The organism is Pseudomonas sp. 31-12, from assembly GCF_003151075.1.
Taxonomy (GTDB): Bacteria; Pseudomonadota; Gammaproteobacteria; order Pseudomonadales; family Pseudomonadaceae; genus Aquipseudomonas.
In genome coordinates this window covers 3,038,686-3,062,900 of sequence record NZ_CP029482.1, presented here as the reverse complement: position 1 = coordinate 3,062,900, position 24,215 = coordinate 3,038,686, and the positions used below count along the sequence as shown (strand labels likewise).

The following is a 24,215-nucleotide window of genomic DNA, read 5'->3' as shown; positions in this document are numbered from 1 at the left end:
AGAGCAAAAGGAGCACACCCATTGGTACATATTCTGACTCCTGCGGAACGAGCAAGCATCCAGATCGCACTGGCAGAGGCTTTTGTAGACAGCTCTGTCGACTACGCCTCTATCGCAGAAAGAATCCGGGGCTATGACCCAAAGGTCGTTGAGGAGATCTTGTACTCAGAGGTCGCGCCTGTGTGTTTCAGCAACCTTGAAACGCCCGTCCCTCCTGTCTGGACTGGTTTTAAGGATGAATGGTTGTTAGCCAAAGAACTCAAAGCGCGAGAAAACAGTTGGCTACGACGTACCTTCGACTTGTTAAAAGTTACATGGCTACGCTACAGCTACGGTTACATCTGGAAGGAGCTCATGAAATTTCGTGCTTAACGAGAACGAGGCGATAAGCAACATGTGACCGGGGAGCATTTGACCTGCTATGAAGCCGGCCGGTCTTGCTGCCAACAAAAGCCCCCAGTGATCGGCAAACCACTGGGGGGTCATCGCGTTTGAAACGCAGCGAGTCGCTGCTATGTCACTTCTGGCCCTGATTAACAGCCAAACATCAGTTCGCCACTCACCACAGCAAGCGGCACCTACTTGGGCAGATCAATCTTATCCAACACCCGATTCGCGGTGATCTCCGCCATCATGATGCTGTTGGAAATACCCAGCAGCGCGTAGCGCGACTCGCCCTCCAGATGATCCACCAACTGATGGACCATCACATCGACCGAGGCCAGCGTCTCGACCAGATAAACCGCCAATGTTTCGGCCGTGGCCTCGGGGTCAACGGAAAAAAGGGTGCTGCGTGTTCGTGGGGTGGCTTTGATGTCGGCATTCGACGGGAAATGGAAGTCGAGCGCCCGTTCCGCAGCCTCGTAGAGCTTCTTTGAATCAGGTTCGTATGGGGAAACCGGATCGGTGTCCGGCGGGTTTGGTGTGACTTTGAACATGGTGAAACCTCGTTTACTGGTGAAGCTGCCACGTTCGTTTCCAAGCGAAGGGGTGGCAGCTGTACGCGGGTTGGAAAACCAGGGTAAACGAGCCCGGCAGACCTATAAGGTCTCCCACGCACAGCCGCCATAACGCAATGCACTTAGCGCGAAAAAAATACGTTATGAAGAGGTGCTTTCGTGTCGTTTACCCGTCGAGTTTCCAAGCCCGACCGCTGAATGATCAGCGGCACGGAAACGATAGAACCAAGGGCTACGACACACAAGCCGGCGGATTCTGGCGCAGCCGTAGGCAACGGCGCAAGGATTTGTAGCTTTCAAGAAGTAAACTCGGCGGAGTTTAAACACGCCCCCTCAAATCATGTTGAATGAGCGGGCGCGCACTCACGAAAAGCAACAAAAGTGTACGGCGACTTGCCTACACCACCGCACGCGGATGAAGTCACTATTTTGCCGGAGCAATAAAAATGCGAACCAACCTGCAGGCCCGCGTCCCCTTCAAAGAGCTAATTGAAAAATACCTGAAGGGAAGTGAGCAACTGATGTCTGACCTAGCTGAGTAAGCCAAAACATTCCGGAGTGGAAGCGGCTAACAAGGGTTATGACACACTCTGGGCCAGAAGCGGTCACTCGCAGAGCCTTTGGGGTAGTGTGTCGAATTGAACCATTGAAGCTTCACCCCCCTTCACTTGAGGATCTCTAATGACAAACCAATCCGCTATTGTCGAGGTGGTTCAAGAAACCGATCCTATGCTGCTCAGATCTTTGAATGACCTTCTCCCACAGCTTTCCAGAAACGCTCAAGCGATGACAATGGAAGATTTGGAGCAGATTGTGGATTCAGAGTGCTCCGATTTATTGGTAGTGAGAGCAGCAGGTGGAGGAAGCATTTTGGGGGCGCTAACCCTAATTCATTTTCGCATTCCGACAGGCATTCGTGCCTGGATCGAAGACGTCGTAGTAGATGCCAGTGCTCGAGGTCAAGGGGTCGGCAAAGCACTCATACAAGCAGCAATAGAAAAAAGCCATGACCTCGGCGCGAAAACTCTGGATTTAACCTCCAATCCAGATCGTGAATCTGCCCATCGTTTATATGAGGGGGCAGGATTTTCGGTCCGTACAACAAAGGTCTACCGACATATCAAATGACTAATGGATAGTCCTTCCACCCATGGCGATCACTCTTGCGTGCAGGAGCGTCCGGAATGGCTGCTTTCGGCCTGCGGATTTAGCAAATCTGTTGCATCGACCGGTTGAATCCACAGCCCAAAAGCAGCCATTGGAATATCATCCCTGCCATGAGACAAAGACCGGGAGCCCTGCGAACCACCCATACAATCAAGGAGAGCTGCACATCATGGACGAAGCCATTACTTACCGAGCAGCAACGGTAGAAGACGCATTGAGCATTTGTGAGTTAGGACAATTGCTTAACGCGGTGCACCACGCTGCCCGCCCCGATATTTACGCGGCTGCCACCCAAGACTTTTCGCGCGATCTTCCTCACTGGTCAGGTCTTTTCGAGAAACCGGGTCAGGTTGTATTCATCGCGAATGTCGGTCACCAGGCCGCAGCCTTCATAACCGCCAGCTTGTCGGCAAGCTCTGGGCCGCTGATGCAACCGCTGAATGTTGTTCGCATTGGATCGGTATGTGTTGCCGAGCAATTTTGGGGGAAAGGTATTGGACGTATGCTTATTCAGCTCGTTAAAAACTGGGCTATCGAAAATGACGCCCAGGACTTGAGGTTGTCCGTCTGGCCGTTCAATGCACGCGCTGCTCGCATGTACACAGAGTTCGGGTTTGAAACTCGTGCTTTCGAGATGGGAATGCGTCTGTAAAGGCGATCCCCCTAAAGGTCAAAAGAGGCTCGAGGGACTTCTGCTGGGTTCATAACTGACAGCTCTGGGCCAGAAGCGGTCATCCAGATTGAGCGCTATCCAGAATGACTTTGGCCTCGATTTCAAATCTGCTCAACAACGCGGCACCATCCGTAACACCAAGAATCTCATCGATCGCGGCGATTTTCCGAGTTGCGTGGTCGATCTGAAATTCAGCGTTGCTGTATGCAGCCTCCGCCTCATTGTGGAGTGCATAGGCCATATGCGCCGCGACACGGACGCTCATTGGAGCATCGACATCGCTGCCCAGATAATCAGCAAGCAATGTCCTGATCTCAAGCAATGCGAGGGCGAGTAGCCTGGTCTGGTCAGTCAGCATAAAAGGAGCCTAGATATTGCAACGAGTGTGCGAAACGAATTTCGCGAGGTTATATAAACTCGCAGACAGGCAAAAGCAAAAGACCGCTTCGGGTTGTTTGCGGCCCGTCGCAACAGGCAGAAATCGGCCAGAAGCGGCCATTCGGGAACCTCTACTAGCTCGGAGATAGCTCATGCCCTGGTAACTCGGTCATACAACCTAAATCACCATGAAGCTAGTGCACGCCGTCTTGCCACTGCTAAGTTTTCCTTTCACGCTGATGAAATGTCGCCAAGTAAGCAAACACTCATCTGCCGGAAATCCTCGAAAAACTTTACGAAAATGAGCTCGCGCTTGCCAACGCCATGAGGGGTTATTGCAAGGATTGCAGGTCGCATGCCGGGGGTATTGGAGCTATAGAAACCTGACGGCGCTATGGCATTGATCCGGTCGAGTTTTTGGGTATCGCGAAGCATGTGCAGCAAGAGAGCCTTATTAAAAACTAATGAGACCCTTGAAATCAAGAAACACAAAGCCCTCTAGGAATATTTGAGATCTAGGTAATTCACTTGCCTATCTCGTGTTAACCCACGAGATGCCATCAATTTAGAATTCACAAATCTCAACTATACAGTTTCTACCCTTGGATTTTGCGTGATAGAGCGCACTATCTGCAGAGACTAACAACTGCTTGAGAGTGGATCGCGATTCATTCATCGACGCACATCCAATACTGACGGTGATTTTAATTCCCTCGCCACCAGCATCGACACTAGATGCCTCAATGCTGCTCCTGAGTCGCTCTGCAATAACGGACGTCTCGAGGCTGTTGGTATTGGGCAGCATAATCACAAACTCTTCTCCACCGAACCGGGCTATAGTGTCCGCGGGCCGAAGAACCCCCTCGGAAACTTTAACAATTGACTTCAGAACTTCGTCGCCAATCGGATGCCCCCAACGATCATTAACAAGTTTGAAGTGGTCAGCGTCTAACATGATTATCGATATTGACTGTCTATATCGAGTTGCTCGAGCAAACTCTTTCTCCGCAAGGTTGAAAAAATGAGCCCGGTTAACTGCACCTGTGAGGTGATCTTTAGTTAGCAAGTCAGCAAGATTCTCGCTCGACACCTTTCGCTCGGTAATATCCCGAAACACCACAGTATATCCAGAGAACTCATCATCCTCTTCACGCAAAACGGCGATCATTGCCTGAGCAAAAAAATTGTGTCCCGATTTGTGTTGGCAATAATAGTCTCGTGAATGCCAACCTTCCTCACGTGCGAATGCCAGATGTTCACCTAAAACGTGCACATCCATGGCGGAAAGATTACAGAAGTGGCGCAACGTCTCACCTATAGCCTCAGATTCCGAGTATCCCGTCAAACGCTCTGCTGAGGGACTCCACCTATTAATCTCTCCCTGCTTAGTCAAACCGAGGACTGCGAAATCGTTAACAACAGTATAGATGGCGTCAAGCCATGAGTCGGTCTGCCTTAGCCTCCTTTCAGTTGCAACTTGGCAAGAGATATCAGTCAGAACTGTTATCAAAACATCGTCGTTGACCTTCACAATAGTACATGACAGTACAACACCTCCGTCGGCTGCGGACGTCACGTGAATTCTATGATTTACACATATTGATCCGCATGACTCCCTAAAACTTGTCACAAGGTTACGTAATTCAGGCGCAACGGAAGCAAGTGTTTCAAACAGATTCTCAAGGCCAATAGCTTTAACCAATGGCATCAACAATTGTGTTGCCATAGGATTAAGCATATCAATTTTTCCGCTGGGGTTGGTTCTTACCAGTCCTACGGGTGACAGATACATGAATGAAAGTAACGCTTCGTACTCTGACTCGATTGAGTCATTATCCTGCTCAATGCCACTCATTTTTATGCCCATTCAACCAGTAGGAAGCGGGTGTTATTATTGATTTTTTTAAGTAGTCTTAATCTGACGGGGATTGGCCGCATTCGAAGCGCCAGAACGTAAGAAATAATCACGTCTAACTCAGGTTCATTCTCAAACCTTTGAGCGACCATGGCGTTATTCAGGCAGGGTGCAATTTCCACAAATAAATTTTTACCTAAAACACGTGCCTGTCGCAAGCCCGCACTTGTAGCTTCAAAAGTATTGTAAATCGTCACTTCTGAAGCGTCGTTAAAACCAATTATGCCGAAGTTTAGAGTGTCCAGTTGGTCAGGCGCGTCCAATAATGATTGTATCGATGCTTCTTCGAACGTAAGATTCATTTCTATTCACTCGCTAAGTTCGATATCAATTTGAGCACTTTCTGCCAGACTATCTTCAGTCAACCTTTGATGCAGGGTGCTCACCCTTTCCGCAACCAATATATGACAAGGACCAATTGCAAATTATTATTCTAAGCTTTATCGGTCCAGTGGATAATGGCGGCGATGTCGCGGCTGTTATCTTAGCCAAATATTAAATGTGATCGATAAGACTTTGTGGATTTTTACTTATATCCAAGCGCTTGGATCGATGGAAGCCATTGATTTAAATGCAGGTTTGGCGAACCAAAAACCTTGCATTAGAAAAATTCCGCAGCCGGCAAGAAAATTCCGTTCTTCCGAATTTTCTATACCTTCAGCAATGATTTTTACATCTAGATCGGCGCACATTGTAACAATGCCACGCACGATAGCCTGGCGAGCGGAGTCAAGATGAATATTGCGCACCAACGCAAGATCCAGCTTAATAAAATCCGGCTGAAAATCTGCTAATAAGTTTAACCCTGAATAACCCGCACCAAAGTCATCAATTGCCGTTTTGAATCCAAACTTTCGGTATTTTGATAATATATTGGTTAGGTGGTGATTGTTATCAACATATTCGCTCTCAACCGTCTCGAAAATCAACCGATCGAGGGGGAAATTATTAACTCGTGCAGCTTCGAGTGTGCTTCGAATGCACAGTTCTGGACGGTAGACAGCTTTGGGTAGAAAGTTAATCGATAGATGTTGGGTCATGCCAAGCTGCGCTGCAGTAGAAATAGCCCGAACGCGGCACAATTGATCGAATTCATAGCGATTCTGATCGTTGACTTTCTCGAGCACTGACAGCGCGCCTTCACCGTTGAGGCCCCGAACTAATGCTTCATGTGCAAAAATCGACTGATCACGTACGTCCACGATCGGCTGATAAGCGAAGGTGAAATCTAAATCCAGTTCTAAGGAGCTTTTGCATCCTTGGCAACCACTGGGCGAAGTCAATGAGTTCGGGAAAACGGTCACGTCGCACTCCAAATAGTTGGATATTATTTAGTTAATCCTGAACGTTGGAGTGAATAGTGAAATCACTCAGAGTGCCTTACTTAGCTTTCCACTGGAGAATCGGAGTGTAGCAGTCTATTGCTGATTATTTTTTGCAGCGCGGCAAATATGTGGTTTTTAGCCAAAAGTATAAGATGATGGTTTTCGGAGGGTGTTGGCACGCATTTTGTTAGTTTCCTCACGTTGTCCGATCTCGAAATATCCTGAAGGCGTAAATGGAGGGAACCAGGGATCGTAATTCGGATGAGTTCAGACAACACTAAGGGAGGGGCGATGGATATTCATTTGCCAAGCGGGCTAGGTGATCATGGTGCGCCAAGGTATTGAGAACCACTTACTAGCATTCTGCATCGCACGATTGCAGGGGAACCGCCATCTACTAGGACACGAATGGCATCTCAGCTCGACCTCGAACCTTTTTGAATCATTTAATAGATCCGCTTTGTGGGGGCCTTTCCTTCTTTAACTGCTCAGAATCGCCAGAGACTTTCGCTGCCTTAACCTCACGACGAGCGGCCATTAGCTCGTTGACCGCACATCGCTCACTCAGCGATGGGTTGGTACACCGCCAGAGCTGCCCTTTGACCACAAAGTATTGACCATCAGGCGTCGTTGCCTTCGACACGTGGAGGACTAGTCATGAACATCTTCGCTACCTGCAGCCGTCAGCCCTGGAACAAAGGAAAATTGGTTGGGCAGAAAGCTCCACTCCGACTGAGAGATATCTGGGCCATCCGGGGAAGGCTTCAAATTGCAGAACGAACCCGTGATCTTGCGCTCTTCGATATGGCCATCGACAGCAAGCTTCGGGCCTGCGACTTAACCACGCTCCGCGTGCGCGACGTCGCCCATGAACACAGGTGGCACGATGGTAACTACCAGAAAGACACCATGGGCAAACCACTTAACCCTCTGATCTCTGAGGACTTTTAAACCATGACCAAAATAAGCATTGCAGCGGCATCACCGACGAGTGATGTGGAAGCCGCGAAATTTCTTCACCAACGCTTCAAAATGTCCCTTATTGGCTCTCAGAAGAAACTTGCCATGGGTGATAAGGGCTTCTTCTATGCCGGTGGGCTCTATGGAAATGATCAGGTGCAACGCGAGAAAGAGATTCGCGACATCATCAGTTTCTTCCAGCTCAAAAAAATCGATTTGCTGATATTGGAAATTGATGATGATCAAGACTGGGGGGATCTGGATATGGCGAACCTCGGTCAGTACGCTATTCCAGCTCAGGAATTGTTGAACGCCCTGGATTCTTCTGCGGGACTTTATCAATAGCTCCTAGCTTATGGAAAGTAATCCCCGCAGCACACGCGGGGATTGAAACCATCTCACAGACCGGAATGGCTCCCTACATTTACCCTATCATTCAGAGTTTTCTGCAACCACTGAATCGCCACATGGATACCAAATCTGCTTGATGGCCGTAGTGCTGCCCCCGCCCCGGCATGGAGTGATGGTTGCCTGCGATTGAAGTTCGACACGCTGCAACTCTATAAGGACGACGTGCCAATCGTAAAAGTCCCATATTAGCTTGATGGTAAAAGTCCGAACCTGGAACGCTTCACGAAAGCGTATGCTGGCTAAGGTACAGGTGGTGCGCGATAACTCATTCCGAAACCAGGTACTACCACTATCATCAAAGTGGATGAGGTCATTGTCTTGCCGGAGAAGTAACAGTGCTAACCGATCTAGAGGCGCGCGTAGCGCTCAAAGAACTGATTGAAAAATACCTCAAGGGAAACGATCCCGATTACGACCGTCTGATCGAAATTGTTCAGGATCCTTCGCGGCAGGTTCCGATCAGAGGTGTGCTTGAGAACATTAGACGGTACAACAAGGTCCAGTACACGCAGCAGGAGCTAGAGCTGATCGACGACCTTTTGTACATGTATGGGTGAGACGAAGCGTGTTGGTTGCGGGCGAATGGTTGAAATATGCACGCCTTCGATCAGCGTCTACTCAAGCTTGGCGAGATCAACGCAAGCCGTTCGGCTCATTCTAGCCCCCATTCTGATATCTAGCATTACCCGATAGCTACCACTGATGACGGGCAGCTATCGACCCAGGCCGTGTGAAAACACCTGCAATTGTCTAATCTTCTGATCGTCTAGATCGTATCGAGGACGATCATGAAGCGATTCATTGAAGGCGAGGCCCGGACGCAAGTGACTCTGCTGCCGGAGTGCCTGGACGATTACGTAACTGAAGAAAATCCAGTCCGAGTGGTCGACGTTTTCGTCGATGAACTCGACCTGGGCGCACTTGGGTTTGAGGGCGTCGATCCTGCTGCAACGGGTCGTCCGGCCTATCATCCAGCGGTCTTGCTAAAGATCTATATCTACGGCTATCTCAATCGGATTCAGTCCAGCCGCCGGCTTGAGCGTGAGGCCGAGCGCAACGTCGAGTTGATGTGGCTAACGGGGCGTTTGGCCCCGGACTTCAAAACCATTGCCGACTTTCGCAAAGACAACGGCAAAGCCATTCGCAGCGTATGCCGCCAGTTCGTAGTTCTTTGCCGCAACCTCAATCTCTTCTCCCAGTCGATCATCGCCATCGACGGCAGCAAATTCAAAGCCGTCAATAATCGCGACCGCAACTTCACTCAGGGCAAAGTGAAGGCACGCATGCAGCAGATCGAGCAGAGTATTGATCGATATCTGGCGGCGATGGATTCGGCGGATCGGGCAACACCCGAAGTCGCCGAGGCCAAAGCAGAGCGGCTTAAAGAAAAGATAGAAACACTGAAAAAGCAGATGCAGAAACTCAAGGAAATCGAGGCGCAGCTCCACGAAAGTCCAGACCAGCAGATCTCCCTCACAGACCCAGATGCACGCTCAATGGCCACGAGCGGTCGAGGCACCGGAACGGTTGGCTACAACGTACAAACAGCTGTCGACGACAAACACCATCTGATCGTTGCCCACGAGGTGACCAACGTTGGTAATGATCGTGGGCAACTGAGCAATATGGCGAACCAGGCGCGTGAAGAAATCGAGGCTGAATCGCTAACGGTGGTGGCCGACCGAGGCTATTACAAAGGTCTGGAAATCCTTGCTTGCGAGCAAGCCGGCATCACTACCTTCGTACCGAAACCCCTCACATCTGGCAGCAAAGCCGAAGGCCGATTTGGTAAGCAGGACTTCATCTACCTTGCTGCATCGGACGAGTATCGATGCCCTGCGGGACAGTTACTGACCCGGCGGCATTCTTCGGTGGAAGACGGCATGCTTTTGCACTGTTATTGGTTCTCGGGCTGCCAGTCCTGCGCAATGCAGAAGCAGTGTACGACCGGTAAGGAGCGCCGGGTAAAGCGCTGGGAACATGAAGCCGTAGTCGATGCGATGCAGGTACGACTGGAAAATGATCCAACGATGATGAGGCGTCGCCGACAGACCGTTGAACATCCTTTTGGAACGCTCAAATACTGGATGGGAAGTACCCACTTCCTGACCAAAACCCTGCCGAAAGTGAGCACCGAGATGAGCCTTCATGTGCTCGCCTACAACCTCAAACGAATGATGAGCATCTTCGGCATCGCAGGACTGCTTGAGGCGATCAGGGCGTGAACCCAGCCGCTTGGCTCGCCCGTTAGTAGCCGATTGGGCCGCTGACGCGGCCCAATCGGCATTACAAACATCTATGTAGCTGACTAAGGTAATTCGCGCTTCCGCCCGCTTATTCCACAGGCAATCCTCGCGACTCTCAGTATTCGACGTATTCAGCGCGTTTTCACACGGCCTGGACCCATTGCTGCCGGTCGAGACGAGCAACAACCGGCCAAAAGCCACCAATGGTGGATGTCCAGCTACGGGATTGGAAAGGGGCGTAGGTCGGGCAGCTACGGTTATGTCGGACTACGTCCAATGATCATGGCGTGCAGAACCGCGCGGGTGTGATCGATAACCACACGCTTTATTAGTTCAAGCCGCTCCGCATCAACCTTATCCCAATTCAGTGAGGTGAGAGCAGTACGGCGCATCATCTGAAAGACTGCCAGTTGGCCGCTCAACGCCATTGATCTGATCCGCGTTTCATCATCGCTGGCCGCTCGCCCCAGCAAACGCCCAACAATTGCGGTTGTCACGGAAGAAATTGGCTCATTGAGGCGATTATTGATGATGTGAAAACCGGCCGCAGGCCCCTGGCCGCCTTGCCCGTGGGCAATGAATAGCTGCCATTCCAAGGAGTCTTGCGACTTGAACATGAAGTCCACGACACGCCCTTGTATCGCACAGAAGGCATCGATTAGGGCATCGTGACTCTCATTCTCCGCGAGCACCTGCTCGGCATCAGCGACCACCTGCGACATGTACTCCCACACGTGAGAAGCAATGTGCTCCGCGCACGCAAGGTACACACCTTCCTTGTTATCGAAGTAGTACCTCAACGCAGGGGCATTTACGCCAGCAGCGGCTGCAATATCGCGGGTTGATGCAGCCTCGAAACCCCGCTCGCCGAACAGCTTCAGCGCTGCAGCCACGATTCGAGCACGGGTATCTTCACCGCGTGCGTATCCCGCGCCATCTGGATGCCGATGCAGGGCACCTCTGAGTATCGAGCTCAATTGTTCTACTCGGAAGAAAAGAAATTTTATAACAGTTGAAGGGCGCCACGCTGATCGCCATCAGCGACAACTACGGCAATCGCCTGCACATCACCCGTGACATTCACGGGCGAATCAAACGCGTCGATAACGGCGCCGGTCGGGCCCTCCTCGTGCGATACGACCGCAAGCACATCGTCGCCATCGACTACCAGCAGTTCATCCCGGCTGACAATCTGGAAGACGCGTGGAGCACCATCCAGACCCTGGTCACCTACAGTTACGACGCCCAACACCGCCTGATCGAAGCCAAAAACGCTGCCGGCGAAGCCGAGCGTTATGCCTACAACGACCAGAACGTCATTCTTGAGCGGCAACTCGCCGGTGGCGCCAGTTTCTACTGGGAATGGGAAAGAGAAGGTAAATCGGCGCGCTGCATCCATCACTGGGCAAGCTTCTCGCAAATGGACGCGCATTACGCCTGGGATGACAAAGGCAGCGTCACGGTTACCAATGCTGACGGCAGCGAAGAGGTCTACACCCACGACGATAAGGCACGACTGGTTGCCAAGGTCGACCCGGACGGCGCGGAACACCTCAAGGCCTACGACGACAAGGGTCGCTTGATCGCCGAGAAAGATCCACTCGGCGCCGTTACCGAATACCAATACAACCAAGCAGGCCGGCTGGTCGCGGTCATTCCACCAGAAGACGCCCCAACCTCCTACGAGTACTACCATGGCTACGTTCGTGTGGTGAATCGTGGCCCGGCGAAGTGGATATATTGGCGCAACGACCAAGGCGATATCACCGAACAAATTGACCCGGACGGTAATTCAACCCACTACAACTATGACCGCCAGGGCCGTCTTCTAGAAATCCGTCATCCAGATGGAAGTCGTCATCAACTGGGCTGGAACAACCTCGGGCAACTGCTCGAAGAGCAACTGCCGGACGGTGGTCAGCGCAAGTACCGCTACGACGCGTTGGGCCGACAGATCACCCGTCAAGACGAAAGCGGCGCAATCACCCAATACCAATGGGATGCTGCCAACCGGCTCGCGCAAATCACCCTGCCCGGTGGCGCTACGCGCGCGTTCACTTACAACCCATACGGCCGCGTCACCGCCGAACGCGATGAACTGGGCCGAGTCACCCGCTACGAATATGCCGATAACCTGCACTTGGTCAGCCGCCGCATCAACCCGGACGGCAGCCAACTGCGCTACCGCTACGACAATGCGCGCCTGTTGCTCAGCGACATCGAAAACGAACGTGGCGAGCAGTATCACCTCGACTACTACCCGAACGGCCTGATCCAGCAGGAAACCGGCTTCGACGGTCGTCGTACCGCTTATGAATACGACCTTAATGGTCAGTTGCTGAAGAAAACCGAGTTCGGCGACGACGGTAACGAACTGATTACCGAGTACCAGCGCGATGCCGCTGGCCGCCTGCTGGTGAAAACCCTGGCCGATGGCGAGGAAATTCACTACAGCTACGACGCCCTCGGGCGCCTGGTGAACGTCGATGACGGAAACTGGCCGCTGGCCTACGAATACGACCTGCAAGACCGCCTGATCACCGAGCACCAAGGTTGGGGCACGCTGCGTTACGAGTACGACACCGTAGGCCAACTGAAGCACTGTCGCCTCCCGGACGGCAGCAAGCTTGATTATCACCACCAACGAGGCGGTCAACTGAGCAGCATCGACCTCAACGGTTCACGCCTGACCGCCCACCAGTTCAGCGCAGGTCGCGAACAGCAGCGTCAACAGGGTCTGTTGCTCAGCCAATACCAATACGACGAACAAGGCCGCCTCCAAGCTCACAGCGTTAGCCAGCAGGATCGCAATCTGTTTCAGCGTCGCTACGCTTACGATGCCAACGGTAACCTATCCGGCATTGATGACAGCCGTAAAGGCAGTCGCAGCTACCGCTACGACCCGCTCGACCGACTGATCAACGTACGCGGCACGACACCGGAAAGTTTTGCCCACGACCCAGCAGGCAACCTGCTCGGCCAAGGCGACCAGACGACCGCGAACCTTGCCAACGTCAAAGGCAACCGCCTGCTGATGCAGGGCGATCGCCATTACGACTACGACGCCTATGGCAATTTGAGCCGTGAGCGCCGCGGAACCGGGCAAAAGCTCGTCACCGAATACCGCTACGACTGCCAACACCGCCTCATCGGTGTCAGCCTCCCCAGCGGCAGCATCGCAAGCTACAAGTACGACGCCTTCGGCCGCCGTATCGCCAAAACCGTCGACGGTCAAACCACAGAGTTCCTGTGGCAAGGCGAACGCCTCATCGCCGAAAGCGCCGACAACCGTTATCGCAGCTACATCTACGAGCCGGGTAGCTTCAGACCTTTGGCGATGCTCGACGGTGAAGGCCCACTCAAAGCCGAGCCGTTCTACTACCAACTCGACCACCTCGGCACCCCACAGGAACTCACCGACTACAGCGGCGAAATCATGTGGTCGGCGAAATACCGCGCGTATGGCAACCTCGCCACTCTCGACGTTGCGGAAATCGACAACCCGCTGCGCTTCCAGGGTCAGTACTTCGATGCGGAAACGGGCTTACATTACAACCGGCATCGCTACTACAATCCTGGCACTGGACGGTATCTGACGCCGGATCCGATCAAGCTTGCAGGCGGGTTGAACAACTACCAGTACGTGCCTAACCCTACGGGGTGGGTGGATCCATTGGGGTTGGATAACTGTCCGGGAGCGGATGGGTGTAAGCCTCCATCAAGACTTGAGTCTCCTGAAACTGGCGCTAAGGTAAATGAAGGTGCACCGGATGCCCCGGGGCCTGAGAACGGTAAGAATCCAAAGTTCTTTAAAAAAGAGACAACATGGAAAGCCCGAGGCAAAGGAACTGGTAATGAATATAAGGTCTTCCAGCAAGACATTGACTGGGACATGGAAGTAGGAGGAAAGTCAAATTATCAACGAGCTAAGGAAGGTGGGTCTCCATTTGTGATGAAAGACGGTGTGCCGGAGCAATTGCAACTTCACCACTCTAGACAAAATGGTAAAGGCCCCCTCTTCGAACTGAGCCGAAAGACTCACCTTCAGACGAAGAAAGACAAGGGAGGCAAAGCAATTCACCCTTATGGAAGAAATAAAAACCCTGACGCACCTGTAGACAGAGAGCTATTTGACAAAGAGGTTCCTCAATATTGGAGGGATCGTGCAGCCGAGGTAAAAAAATGATACCCAAAGACTTAGTTAGCCTGATAGAACAGCAGCCAGACAGCATACATAGAACCGACAAGGACTTGGCTATAAGCGCCCTTGAAAAACTAGGAGTCTCTCCAGACAGCGAGTTCGGTAGTATTTATATAAATTACCTACCTGCTAATTTTAAGAGCTCTGTATCTGATGAGTACATTTGTGACGTATCCGAGCCTACAGAGCAGATCTTGATGGGTACCGAGTTCATTCACGACATGTGGGAGCTACCAGAAAATTACATAGGCTTCACCTCCTTGCAAGGTGAGGGAGGTTACTTGCTGGACAAAAATAGTGGTGGCGTTTGGGACTTCGACTTAGCTCAGCAAGAAGACTTCGTATCTGGCCTGATCCCTCCAAAATGGAGTGGATTTTTTGAGTTTATCAGGTGGTACCTTTCGCCAGCAGAATAAAGAAAATAGGACAGTTGTATTTTATATACACTCACGAAAACAACCCCGTTCCCTTTTTGCTTGCTGAATGGGAATGCATCTAGACAAGGTTCGGAAATTGCCCCGCCGAAACGATAGGCTCCCATAAACTTGCACGCTCCCACCGTCTCCAAGAAAAGGGGGAGCAGATTTATTAACTGCGCGGGAGCCGTATATGAAATTCGACTGGAATTCTTTCGGGATTGATCCAGCATCCTCAGTTGATTGCCATACGATTTCCCAAGTACAAAAACTACTTGGAGTAGCTTTCCCAAGTTCATTTTTGGATCTAGTCAAATACTCTGATGAAGCCATACCGGAAATATCTTCATTTTCATATGGCGACAAAGGGACTTGTATAAGCGAATTCTTTTCGTTCTCGCCTGATGTGACTCCGTATACCATCTCATGGTACTTAGGGGCAGGAAAACCTCCTGGGCTTCCTCAAGAAATGGTCCCTGTAGCAAGAGAGGCAGGTGGCTACTTGGTTTGCCTGAATTTCAAAACGTCCTCCATTGCTGTTGAGATTTTTGATCCGAGTTCAGGTGAAGCCTTCTTTGTTGCCTCAAACTTTGATGAGTTTGTATGTTCATGGAGTGATTAGAGAGCGGCGTTTAGGGATGGTCTGAAGTAGTCATTTGTTCTGGCTGACTTCGACCACCGCCGATTTTGAAAGTGGCGAGTCGATCCAAAACGCTGAGATCACTCATTCTGTTGATGCCGATCAAAAGCTGATCCACCCTGCCGATTGCAATTTGATCTAGAGTGGGTTGTTGAGCGAAATTTTTATGCCTCGTGCCCTACTTCTCGAAAGCTGAATTGGCGCAATCGAACACTTGGGTCAGTTTTCAGTCGGCGGAACAGCCTTTACTGGAGCAGTTTTCGGTCAGCGGCAACAAAGTACCCACTTCCTGACCAAAACCCTGCCGAAAGTGAGCACCGAGATGAGCCTTCATGTGCTCGCCTACAACCTCAAACGAATGATGAGCATCTTCGGCATCGCAGGACTGCTTGAGGCGATCAGGGCGTGAACCCAGCCGCTTGGCTCGCCCGTTAGTAGCCGATTGGGCCGCTGACGCGGCCCAATCGGCATTACAAACATCTATGTAGCTGACTAAGGTAATTCGCGCTTCCGCCCGCTTATTCCACAGGCAATCCTCGCGACTCTCAGTATTCGACGTATTCAGCGCGTTTTCACACGGCCTGGACCCATAGCAGCCATACGTGGATGACAGCTTCCGGCCCATAACAACCTGTACGACAGCTCTGCCAGACCTGACTCCATTGTTGTAAAGTACACAATCGACGGCGAAGCGAAAACTAAGCGCTTTCTAAACCAGAAGGGTGGTTAATTAAATGAAAGAACAGTTGGAGATTTTAAATTCCTTGGCCGCCCTCATTTATGAAGAGGCGCCGAACGCTTGTGAAGAAATTGTTTATAAAGCTGAGCTGGATTTAGATGAGGGTTGGGTTGAGTCCAGTTTTTCATACTCTAAAAATGGAGTTCGGCATTCGGATTTTTTATCCGATTCGTGTGAGGTGGGTGTGTCGGCGTTGGTTTCGAAGTTGAACGAGCACATGTTTCAGCATACGGGCGGTAGATGGCGTTGCTTTGTTATGAAATTTGACCGCGATTTTGAGGTTTCTACCGATTTTGAGTACTGAACAGGGGTAAATGGGGACAGATCACGTTTTCTGTGCCCCAACTTCATCAAGTAAAGAAGCTAACCGTTGTGCTTTTTAGTCCCTGCGCTTTGCTTCACTCCTACATTGCCTCGTTTGTGAGCGCACTCAGTATCGATTAGCTAAAAATGCATTTCTAATGTGTTCTACTTTACAAGTCAGCAGCCTCATATCAGGGCTTCGACAGGCAGCAATTGGCCGTTCTCTGCCGGTCGTCATTCCCACGTGCGCTGGTCAAGTCGGCTGCAAATGACTGGTCAGTTGTGATGCAGATGGGGGGGCAAGTCCGTGCAACTCCAAAAGCCCAGCCGCCCGCTGGGCTTTTTACTGCCCGCTCATCTGCTCAGTCGCACACTTTTCACCTGCCAAATTCAAACTATTACGGCCCAGAAAAGCTGGACCTTATTGGTGAGGTGGGTATGTCTACCGATTCGAGTTTTCAAAACCAAACACAAGGTTCTGTTCCATCCAAGCCTGAGCCAGGTTCAGATGAGCCGACGCTAGATCCAGACGATCCGAACAAATACGATCCGTTGAAAAATCCAAGCGATGATCGTCCAGAAGACTGGAAAGATCCTGGTGAGAGGACTACCCCAGAGGCGGATGAACAGACACCGCTTTCAGACGATAGGAGATAGGAGAGAAAGCCCGGCCAGTGAGCCGGGTTTTTCTTCTCCGTTCGTCCACTGCGCTGCACTTGTAACGCTTTGCCGTTTCTCATGTTCAAGCACGGACATCCCGCGCATGAGTACGGAGGTTCAGCATGGACATTGACGAGAACGCACCTGGCAACAAATCACAGCAGCCCGAAACGCGCACGACGGACAACGAAACCGGCCATGACCCCAAGAGGGACGAGCCCGAAGTTCCGCTGCCTCCAGACGACGAGGCTCCTGTCGACGAAGACATGACTGACGTGGATGCAAATAACTCGGTGTCGTGTGAGCATCCAGAAGCTGGACAGAGCGGTCGAGTCGATAACCCTGACGCCGACCCACAGATGGACGATCAGGACGAAAACGATAAGGAAGCTCGCGGTATGCCTGCGAGTGACCCTGAATCAGGTGCCTGAATTAGTTCGGATGATTTCCGATGCCCGCTCAACGCGGGCTTTTTTACGCCTCGAGTTTACCTGTAGCCAGGGCCGCCCTTGGGGAGGCCTTGACGTCGATGGCCGGATAGTGCGACGTACGGAATCAACAACCGGCAGCCCCCGCACCCTGACCTCACATGCTTTCGGGGTGGTGCGAGACGGGATCAGCGAGACCGATGCAATAGGGCGTCGGCGCCGTGAACGTCTTCGGCAGACAGCGGGATTTAGAGCAGTGAATAGCCGCTGGGTTCGTACACGCGTCTAATGCCTGCTTTTGGCCGAAAACAGCCCCTCCGGGCATGGAGGCATCAAACTAGGCCCCTGCATCCCCAAGGCGATCCTGATTTTCACCGCATTCCTGCCCCAGTCCGTCGACCCGACCCGCTCGATGACACCGCAATTTGCACTGCTCGGCGCGTTGTTCCTGATGCTGGAATGGATCGCCATCAGCGCCTACGCCGCAGGTAACGGCTCGTAAAAGGGAGTTGGCAACCCGGGTAAGCATCCGTATATTCGGATATCCATATATGCGAGCCTTCAGCGATGAGCCCACTCCCCTCTCCCACCAAAGTTCTTTTCATGTGCACCGCCAACAGCTGCCGCAGCGTGTTGAGCGAAGCGCTGTTCAATCATTTGGCGCCCGAAGGTTTTGAGGCAGTGAGTTCTGGCAGTTTCCCCAGTGGCCGGCTCAATCCCCAAGCCGTGCAAACACTGCACAACCTCGGCGTCTCGACCGAAGGCCTCTACAGCAAAGACTCTTCGGTGTTCGCCGACTCTCCGCCCGATATCGTCATCACCGTGTGCGACAAAGCCGCCGGGGAAGCGTGCCCGGTGTATTTCGGTCCAGCGATCAAAAGCCACTGGGGACTGGCCGATCCGTCGGAGGTGCATGGCAACGAGCAGGAGATTCAGGCTGCGTTCGACAGCACCGTCGAGACGATCAAGCAACGGTTTGCAGCCTTCTTCGCGCTGGACCTGAAAAACCTTTCGGACGCCGAACTGAAAACCGAACTGGACCGCATCGGAGCCCTGTGATGAACGACGACCTGCCCAATCTCGATCTTGACCTGCTGACGCTTTCAACCGAAAGCACCCACAAACCGCGCATCCTGCTGCTCTACGGTTCCACGCGCGAGCGCTCGTTCAGTCGCTTGTTGACTGAGGAAGCCGCGCGAATTCTGCGTCTGCTGGGGGCCGAAACGGTGATTTTCGATCCTTCCGGTCTTCCCCTTCCTGACGATGCGCCCAGCGACCATCCCAAAGTTCAGCAACTGCGCGATCTGGTGCTCTGGTCCGAAGGCCAGGTCTGGTGTTCGCCGGAACGCCACGGTTCGATGTCGGCGGTGTTCAAGGCGCAAATCGACTGGATCCCGCTGACGATGGGCGCGGTTCGTCCGACCCAAGGCAAAACCCTGGCGGTGATGCAGGTCTGTGGCGGTTCCCAGTCGTTCAACACGGTCAATCAACTGCGCGTGCTGGGCCGCTGGATGCGGATGTTGACCATCCCTAATCAATCGTCGGTGCCCAAGGCTTTCATGGAATTCGACGAGGCTGGCCGGATGAAGCCTTCGGCGTACTACGACCGCGTGGTGGATGTGATGGAAGAACTGATGAAGTTCACCGTGCTGGTGCGTGGCCGCGAGGAGTTTTTGGTGGACCGTTATTCGGAACGCAAAGAGAGCGCTGAGGAGCTGTCGAAGCGAGTCAATCAACGCTCGATCTGAGGCCGCGGAATTCTCTGTCGATTTTCCGGTGGAGGCGTGGCTCATCGCGTCTTATGCTCAGCTCATGAACCTACAAAACGCTGTGCTGCCGCCCCACGCCGAGATGGTTCGCGCCATGCTCGAACGAGACACCGCCTACGAGGGGGTGTTCTTTACTGCCGTGAAGACCACCGGGATCTTCTGCCGCCCCAGTTGCACGGCGCGTAAACCCAAGCCGGAGAACGTCGAGTTCTTCGCCCATGCCGATGAGTGCATGTCGGCGGGTTATCGCGCGTGTCTGCGCTGCAAGCCGCTGGACGCTGCCGCCATTGCGCCGGACTGGGTGCAGGCGCTGCTCAAGTCGGTGGACGCCGATCCCGAGATGCGCTGGACCGATGCCCAACTCGTCGCCGAGGGCATTGAACCGCTGAAACTGCGCCGCTGGTTCAAGCAGCATTTCGGCATGACCTTCCACGCCTGGCTGCGCACCCGGCGCCTGGGCATGGCGTTGGGCGGTATCAAACAGGGCGATTCCATCGACAACGCGGCGTTCGACTCGGGCTACGAATCCCTGAGCGGTTTTCGCGATGCGTTTCAAAAATCCTTCCACATCACGCCGGGCCGTGCGGCCAACAGTGAGCCGCTGCTGTTCACGCGCCTGACCACGCCGCTGGGGCCGATGATCGCCATGGCCGAACGCCGTGGGCTGGTGCTGCTGGAGTTCCTCGATCGACCGGCGCTGACCCGGGAAGTCGAAGAACTGCAGAACCGTTATGGCTATGCCGTGGCGCCGGGGCACAACGCCCATTTGCAGCAGATTGAAGCGGAACTTGCGCAGTATTTCGCCGGCAAACTCACCGAGTTCACCGTGCCGCTGCACTTGCCCGGCAGCGAATTCGCGCGGCAGGTCTGGGCCGAACTGGCGAAGATTCCGTACGGAAAAACCAGCACTTACGGCGCCATTGCCGCGACGTTGGGCAAACCCGGCGCCAGTCGCGCCGTGGGCCTGGCCAACGGGCACAACCGGCTTTCGATTGTGTTGCCCTGCCACCGGGTGATCGGTGCAGACGGCTCGTTGACGGGCTATGGTGGAGGACAACCGCGCAAGGCGTTTTTGCTCAGGCTGGAAAAAGCCGCCGTGCAGGTGACCGAACAACTCGCTTTCTGATCCCCTGGTTTTCTGCAAAAAGTCATAAGGAAGGACAATCGATGGACACGCAATTTCATCAACTGCACCACGACGGCCTGCTGATCCTCACCAACGTTGCCGATGCCACCGGGGCGCGCATCGTCGAGCAACTGGGCTGCAAAGCCGTGGCCACCAGCAGCGCGGCGGTGGCCTGGGCGCATGGGTATGCGGACGGCAATGCCCTGCCGCTTGAACGCCTGATATCTACCGTTGAATCCATCGCCCGGGTGATTTCGGTGCCGTTGTCTATCGACATCGAGGCCGGTTATTCCGATGACCTGGCGCGGGTGGCCGAAGTCGTCGACGCAGTGATCGCGGCCGGTGCGGTCGGGATCAATATCGAGGACGGTGCCTCTGCGCCGGAGTTGCTGGCACGCAAGATCGAAGTCGCCCGCGAGGTTGCCAATCGGCGCAAGGTGAAGCTGTTCATCAATGCCCGCACCGACGTGTACCTCAGGGGTTTGGTGCCTGCCGAAGATCGCGTCGCCGAAACGCTCAAGCGCGCCGCGTTGTATCAGGCGTCGGGTGCTGACGGGCTGTTTGCGGCGGGCGTCACGGCGGAGTACGAAATCAAGGCGCTGTGCCAGGGCACGACACTGCCGGTCAACGTACTCGGGCTGCCGGGTTTGCCGTCGCCTGAAGCGCTGCAAGCCCTCGGCGTGCGGCGCCTGAGTGCCGGTTCGGGCATCGCCGAGTTTCTGTATGGCGCCATGGCGTCCTTGGCCAAAGGGTTTCTGGAGACGGGCAAACTGGATAGCAGTGACCTTAAGGCCTTCACGTACGGGGAAATCAACGCCCTGCTCAAAACGGCCGGGAATACTTGATCACCATGCCCGATCCCTATCTGCCTGCGACTAAGTTTCTGTCATCGATCGATGAAGACTGGCGGCGCCACATCGCCGCTATCGGACCGTGCCTGCACCAACCCCACGCGGCTCGCGATCCGTATGAGTCGCTGGTGCGGGCGATTGCCTATCAGCAACTGCACGCCAAGGCGGGGGATGCGATCGTCGGTCGGCTGCTGGCGTTGTATCCGTCGACGGCGTTTCCAAGGCCGGAACAGATTCTGGCGACAGGGTTTGATCAGTTGCGCAGTTGCGGGTTTTCCGGGGGCAAGATTGCGACCATTCAGGGGATTGCGCAGGCGTCTTTGGACGGTGTGGTGCCAGATTACGCAACGGCTTTGGCGATGGACGATGAGGCGCTGATTGAGCGGTTGATCACCTTGCGCGGGGTTGGGCGCTGGACGGTCGAAATGCTGCTGATTTACAGCCTGGAGCGCCCGGATATTTTGCCGGCGGATGACTTCGGGGTGCGTGAGGGGTATCGGCGGCTGAAGGGGCTGGAAGTGCAGCCGACGCGCAAACAGATGGTTGAGATCGGCTTGGCGTGGAGCCCGTATCGGACGGTGGCTTCCTGGTATTTGTGGCGGATGACCGGCAAGTAGACCGCGTCATCGTTCATCGCCAACAGGCTGGCTCCCACACTGGAGCTCGAGTGTTCACAAAACCCCTGTGGGAGCGAGCCTGCTCGCGATGGCGATTTCACACTCACCCCATCACTCAAAGCCAATCACAACCCGGATTTCAACCGAGTAAACGCCCGAATCAGCGCGCGGTTGAACGCCTTGCCATTGTCATTCTTGCTATACAACGAAGCCCGCACCTGCGCCGACGGGTACGTCCCCGGATCATTGCGGATCGCCGGATCGATCAACCCGTCCGCCGCCGTGATCGCATTGGCGTAGTGAATGGTGTCGGTGATCGGCGCAATCACCTCGGGGGTCATCAGGTAATCCATCAACGCCAGCCCGGCCTCGGGGTGCGGTGCATCCTTGGGAATGACCATGGCGTCAAACCAGATCAACGTGCCCTCCTTCGGTATCCGGTAACTGAGCTTGAACGGTTTGTTCGCCGCCTCGGCCTGACCGGCGGCGATGGCGACGTTGCCGTTCCACGACATCGCCACGCAGGTGTTGCCATTGGCCAGGTCGCTGATGTTCAGGTCATTGTCGAAGTAGCGGATGTACGGCCGGATCTTCGCCAGTTGTTGCTCGGCCAACTTCAGGTCATCAAGGTTCTGGCGGTTGATGTCCAGCCCCATGTACTTCATGACCGCGGCAAATACCTCGTTGGGATCGTTGAGCAGACTGACCCCGCAATCGGCAAATTTCGATACCACCGCCGGGTCGAACAGCATCGCCCAACTGTCCCGTGGCGCGTCTGGCAAGCGCTGTTTGATCGCCTCTTCCTGATAGCCGACCCCGGTGGTGCCCCAAGCGTAGATCCCGGCGTAACGATTGCCCGGATCGAACGCCGCCATGTGTTGGCGGAACTCTTCCCCGACGCCGGCAAAGTGCGGCAATTGTTGCAGGTTCAATGTTTGAATCGCGCCGCTCTGGATCGCCCGGGACAGGTGTTGCCCCGCCGTCAGCACCAGGTCATAACCACTGTGACCGGTCAGCAGTTTGGTCTCCGCCGTTTCCAGGGAGTCGAAGTGATCGACCACCACATGGATGCCGGTTTTCTTCTCGAAATGGGTCAGGGTATCCGGGGCCAGGTACTCGCCCCAGATGTACAGGTTCACCACCGGTTTCGCGGTGTCGGCGGCCTGCACACACCAGGGTGCAAGCACCAGCAGTAACGCTTGAGTCAGTTTGTGCAGGCCCATGATTACGCTCCCTGTTTGTTGCGGGCAGGCGCCGCGTACTGCGGCATGGTGATGCACGCGACATTGCCACCGCCGAGGAGGATTTCCCGAGAGTTTTCGATGCCGACAATTTTGTGTTTCGGGAACAACTCAGCCAGCGTCGCTTGCGCCGCCTGATCGTGGCGATCACCAAACAGCGGCACCACGATTGAAGTGTTGCCGGCGTAGTAATTGATGTACGACGCACAGATCTGGGTCCCGGCCTGACGGGTATGGGTGCTGTCCTGCTGGTCCAGGCCTTCGGCCTCTTCAGCGGTCCATTCCAGCACATCCGGTTGCGGCAATTTGTGCACGGTCAACTCGCGGCCACGGCTGTCGCGGGTGCTGCGCAGAATGTCGTAGGCCTCTTGGTAGATTTCCCACTGCGGGTCATCGCAATTATCGGTCCATTGCAGCACCACTTCACCGGGACGCACGAAGCACGCGAGGTCGTCGACGTGGCCGTCGGTTTCGTCGAACTTGCAACCTCGTGGCAGCCAGATGATTTGCTCGGCGCCGAGGTAATCGGTCAGGCGGCGGGTGACTTCTTCCTTGCCCAGATGCTGGTTGCGATTGCGGTTGAGCAGGCACTGTTCGGTGGTGAGAATGCTGCCCTGGCCGTCACTCTGGATCCCGCCCAATTCGGCAATCAACGGTGCGCGGTAACGGTCGAAGCGTTCGATTTCGAGGATTTTGCTGGCGATCTGATCGTCCTTGTCCCACGGGTAGTACAAGCCACCGTCGAGACCGCCATAGGCGTTGAACTCGAAGTCGACGCCACGCACTTCACCGCTGTCGTCGTTGACCACAAAACACGGGCCACTGTCGCGGAACCAGGTGTCATTGCAGGTCATTTCCACCACGCGAACCTGAGGCGGCAACTGGCGGCGAGCGGTGGCGAATTGTGCGGCGGAAGCACACACCGTCACCGGTTCGCTCTGGGCAATGGCGGTGACGATTTGCACCCAGACTTTCTGAGCAGGCTTGGCGCCGTTGCGCCAGACGTCGGTGCGCTCCGGCCAGCCGAGCCAGCAACCAGCCTTGGTTTCGAATTCGCCAGGCAGGCGGAAGCCGTCGAGTTTCGGGGTGGAATCGAGCAAACGTGCCATGGTCAGACCTCATCAGCGGGAATTGGAATGACCACAGGCTAAGGTCGTCGGCGCCCTCCTCGCCAACGATGATTATTTCGG

General features: G+C 54.0%; 24 protein-coding genes and 4 pseudogenes. 20 read left to right on the top strand and 8 right to left on the bottom strand.

Translation table 11 applies throughout. From position 1 onward, the window contains the following. The first annotated feature begins 21 nt into the window (after window positions 1-21). A complete protein-coding gene (locus DJ564_RS14475) occupies window positions 22-372 on the top strand; it encodes a hypothetical protein (RefSeq protein ID WP_109630460.1) in 351 nt (116 codons plus the stop codon). A 206-nt stretch (window positions 373-578) separates the two neighbouring features. Here the strand turns inward: DJ564_RS14475 and DJ564_RS14470 are convergent, their stop codons facing one another. Beyond that, window positions 579-938 carry a DUF6124 family protein gene (locus DJ564_RS14470; RefSeq protein WP_109630458.1) on the bottom strand — a complete coding sequence of 120 codons (360 nt, stop codon included), beginning with the start codon at window positions 936-938 and terminating at the stop codon, window positions 579-581. A 702-nt stretch (window positions 939-1,640) separates the two neighbouring features. Between DJ564_RS14470 and DJ564_RS14465 the strand changes: the two genes are divergently transcribed. Then, window positions 1,641-2,087, top strand: a complete 447-nt coding sequence (locus tag DJ564_RS14465) for an N-acetyltransferase (protein WP_109630455.1) — start codon at window positions 1,641-1,643, stop codon at window positions 2,085-2,087. A gap of 208 nt (window positions 2,088-2,295) precedes the next feature. Continuing rightward, on the top strand, window positions 2,296-2,778 hold the full coding sequence (locus DJ564_RS14460) for a GNAT family N-acetyltransferase (RefSeq protein ID WP_109630452.1): 483 nt from the start codon (window positions 2,296-2,298) through the stop codon (window positions 2,776-2,778). A gap of 79 nt (window positions 2,779-2,857) precedes the next feature. Here DJ564_RS14460 and DJ564_RS14455 read toward each other — a convergent pair whose 3' ends face one another. From DJ564_RS14455 to DJ564_RS14435, 4 genes are all read right to left on the bottom strand, one after another. Beyond that, window positions 2,858-3,157 (bottom strand): hypothetical protein, encoded by a 300-nt coding sequence (locus DJ564_RS14455; protein WP_109630449.1) that lies wholly within the window; start codon window positions 3,155-3,157, stop codon window positions 2,858-2,860. 585 nt (window positions 3,158-3,742) lie between these two features. After that, complete coding sequence (locus DJ564_RS14445; RefSeq protein ID WP_162556205.1) at window positions 3,743-5,032, bottom strand: sensor domain-containing diguanylate cyclase; 1,290 nt, start codon at window positions 5,030-5,032, stop codon at window positions 3,743-3,745. Window positions 5,033-5,034: 2 nt separating this feature from the next. Next, on the bottom strand, window positions 5,035-5,394 hold the full coding sequence (locus tag DJ564_RS14440) for a phosphonate transporter (RefSeq protein ID WP_109630440.1): 360 nt from the start codon (window positions 5,392-5,394) through the stop codon (window positions 5,035-5,037). A 228-nt stretch (window positions 5,395-5,622) separates the two neighbouring features. Beyond that, on the bottom strand, window positions 5,623-6,396 hold the full coding sequence (locus DJ564_RS14435; RefSeq protein ID WP_109630437.1) for an EAL domain-containing protein: 774 nt from the start codon (window positions 6,394-6,396) through the stop codon (window positions 5,623-5,625). A gap of 678 nt (window positions 6,397-7,074) precedes the next feature. On the opposite strand from DJ564_RS14435, the pseudogene DJ564_RS14425 reads away from it, so the two are divergent. The 4 genes and pseudogenes from DJ564_RS14425 to DJ564_RS14410 form a co-directional block, all read left to right on the top strand. Further along, a pseudogene (locus tag DJ564_RS14425) lies at window positions 7,075-7,287 on the top strand (integrase); the annotation flags it as partial. 84 nt (window positions 7,288-7,371) lie between these two features. Further along, on the top strand, window positions 7,372-7,722 hold the full coding sequence (locus DJ564_RS14420; protein ID WP_109630431.1) for a hypothetical protein: 351 nt from the start codon (window positions 7,372-7,374) through the stop codon (window positions 7,720-7,722). 401 nt (window positions 7,723-8,123) lie between these two features. Then, complete coding sequence (locus DJ564_RS14415; RefSeq protein WP_109630428.1) at window positions 8,124-8,345, top strand: hypothetical protein; 222 nt, start codon at window positions 8,124-8,126, stop codon at window positions 8,343-8,345. Window positions 8,346-8,576: 231 nt separating this feature from the next. Continuing rightward, on the top strand, window positions 8,577-10,013 hold the full coding sequence (locus DJ564_RS14410) for an IS1182 family transposase (RefSeq protein WP_109630425.1): 1,437 nt from the start codon (window positions 8,577-8,579) through the stop codon (window positions 10,011-10,013). Window positions 10,014-10,291: 278 nt separating this feature from the next. Here DJ564_RS14410 and DJ564_RS14405 read toward each other — a convergent pair whose 3' ends face one another. After that, window positions 10,292-10,927, bottom strand: coding sequence for a CerR family C-terminal domain-containing protein (locus tag DJ564_RS14405; RefSeq protein WP_256597505.1), 636 nt, complete (start codon window positions 10,925-10,927; stop codon window positions 10,292-10,294). Between the two features lie 122 nt (window positions 10,928-11,049). On the opposite strand from DJ564_RS14405, the pseudogene DJ564_RS32395 reads away from it, so the two are divergent. From DJ564_RS32395 to DJ564_RS14335, 13 genes and pseudogenes are all read left to right on the top strand, one after another. Continuing rightward, window positions 11,050-14,220 (top strand): annotated as a pseudogene (locus DJ564_RS32395) (RHS repeat-associated core domain-containing protein); the annotation flags it as partial. Beyond that, complete coding sequence (locus DJ564_RS14390; protein WP_109630420.1) at window positions 14,217-14,651, top strand: SMI1/KNR4 family protein; 435 nt, start codon at window positions 14,217-14,219, stop codon at window positions 14,649-14,651. The pseudogene DJ564_RS32395 and the gene DJ564_RS14390, both read left to right, overlap by 4 nt. Before the next feature lie 193 nt (window positions 14,652-14,844). Continuing rightward, window positions 14,845-15,273, top strand: a complete 429-nt coding sequence (locus tag DJ564_RS14385) for an SMI1/KNR4 family protein (RefSeq protein WP_109630417.1) — start codon at window positions 14,845-14,847, stop codon at window positions 15,271-15,273. A 295-nt stretch (window positions 15,274-15,568) separates the two neighbouring features. Then, window positions 15,569-15,700: pseudogene (locus DJ564_RS14380) on the top strand (hypothetical protein); the annotation flags it as partial. A gap of 325 nt (window positions 15,701-16,025) precedes the next feature. Then, a complete protein-coding gene (locus DJ564_RS14375) occupies window positions 16,026-16,334 on the top strand; it encodes a hypothetical protein (RefSeq protein ID WP_109630412.1) in 309 nt (102 codons plus the stop codon). A gap of 212 nt (window positions 16,335-16,546) precedes the next feature. Beyond that, window positions 16,547-16,990 carry a hypothetical protein gene (locus DJ564_RS32795; RefSeq protein WP_371922067.1) on the top strand — a complete coding sequence of 148 codons (444 nt, stop codon included), beginning with the start codon at window positions 16,547-16,549 and terminating at the stop codon, window positions 16,988-16,990. Between the two features lie 125 nt (window positions 16,991-17,115). Beyond that, entirely contained in the window at window positions 17,116-17,424 is a 309-nt protein-coding gene (locus tag DJ564_RS14365) for a hypothetical protein (protein WP_109630409.1), read from the top strand. A gap of 349 nt (window positions 17,425-17,773) precedes the next feature. Beyond that, a pseudogene (locus DJ564_RS14360) lies at window positions 17,774-17,905 on the top strand (LysE family translocator); the annotation flags it as partial. A 119-nt stretch (window positions 17,906-18,024) separates the two neighbouring features. Beyond that, a complete protein-coding gene (locus tag DJ564_RS14355) occupies window positions 18,025-18,480 on the top strand; it encodes an arsenate reductase ArsC (protein WP_256597504.1) in 456 nt (151 codons plus the stop codon). Then, a complete protein-coding gene (gene arsH, locus DJ564_RS14350; protein WP_109630402.1) occupies window positions 18,480-19,169 on the top strand; it encodes an arsenical resistance protein ArsH in 690 nt (229 codons plus the stop codon). Before DJ564_RS14355 ends, arsH begins: the two co-directional genes overlap by 1 nt. Before the next feature lie 64 nt (window positions 19,170-19,233). Continuing rightward, the gene (locus tag DJ564_RS14345) at window positions 19,234-20,316 is read left to right on the top strand and encodes a bifunctional transcriptional activator/DNA repair enzyme AdaA (RefSeq protein WP_109630399.1); all 1,083 of its coding nucleotides are present in this window, start codon (window positions 19,234-19,236) and stop codon (window positions 20,314-20,316) included. Window positions 20,317-20,357: 41 nt separating this feature from the next. Beyond that, entirely contained in the window at window positions 20,358-21,161 is an 804-nt protein-coding gene (locus DJ564_RS14340; RefSeq protein WP_109630396.1) for an isocitrate lyase/phosphoenolpyruvate mutase family protein, read from the top strand. Window positions 21,162-21,166: 5 nt separating this feature from the next. Continuing rightward, a complete protein-coding gene (locus DJ564_RS14335; protein ID WP_109630393.1) occupies window positions 21,167-21,784 on the top strand; it encodes a DNA-3-methyladenine glycosylase in 618 nt (205 codons plus the stop codon). Between the two features lie 125 nt (window positions 21,785-21,909). On the opposite strand, the gene DJ564_RS14330 is transcribed toward DJ564_RS14335, so the two are convergent. Together DJ564_RS14330 and aguA are read right to left on the bottom strand one after the other, a co-directional pair. Further along, window positions 21,910-23,007, bottom strand: coding sequence for an extracellular solute-binding protein (locus DJ564_RS14330; RefSeq protein ID WP_109630390.1), 1,098 nt, complete (start codon window positions 23,005-23,007; stop codon window positions 21,910-21,912). Between the two features lie 2 nt (window positions 23,008-23,009). Next, the gene (aguA, locus tag DJ564_RS14325) at window positions 23,010-24,134 is read right to left on the bottom strand and encodes an agmatine deiminase (RefSeq protein WP_109630386.1); all 1,125 of its coding nucleotides are present in this window, start codon (window positions 24,132-24,134) and stop codon (window positions 23,010-23,012) included. Window positions 24,135-24,215: the final 81 nt, after the last annotated feature.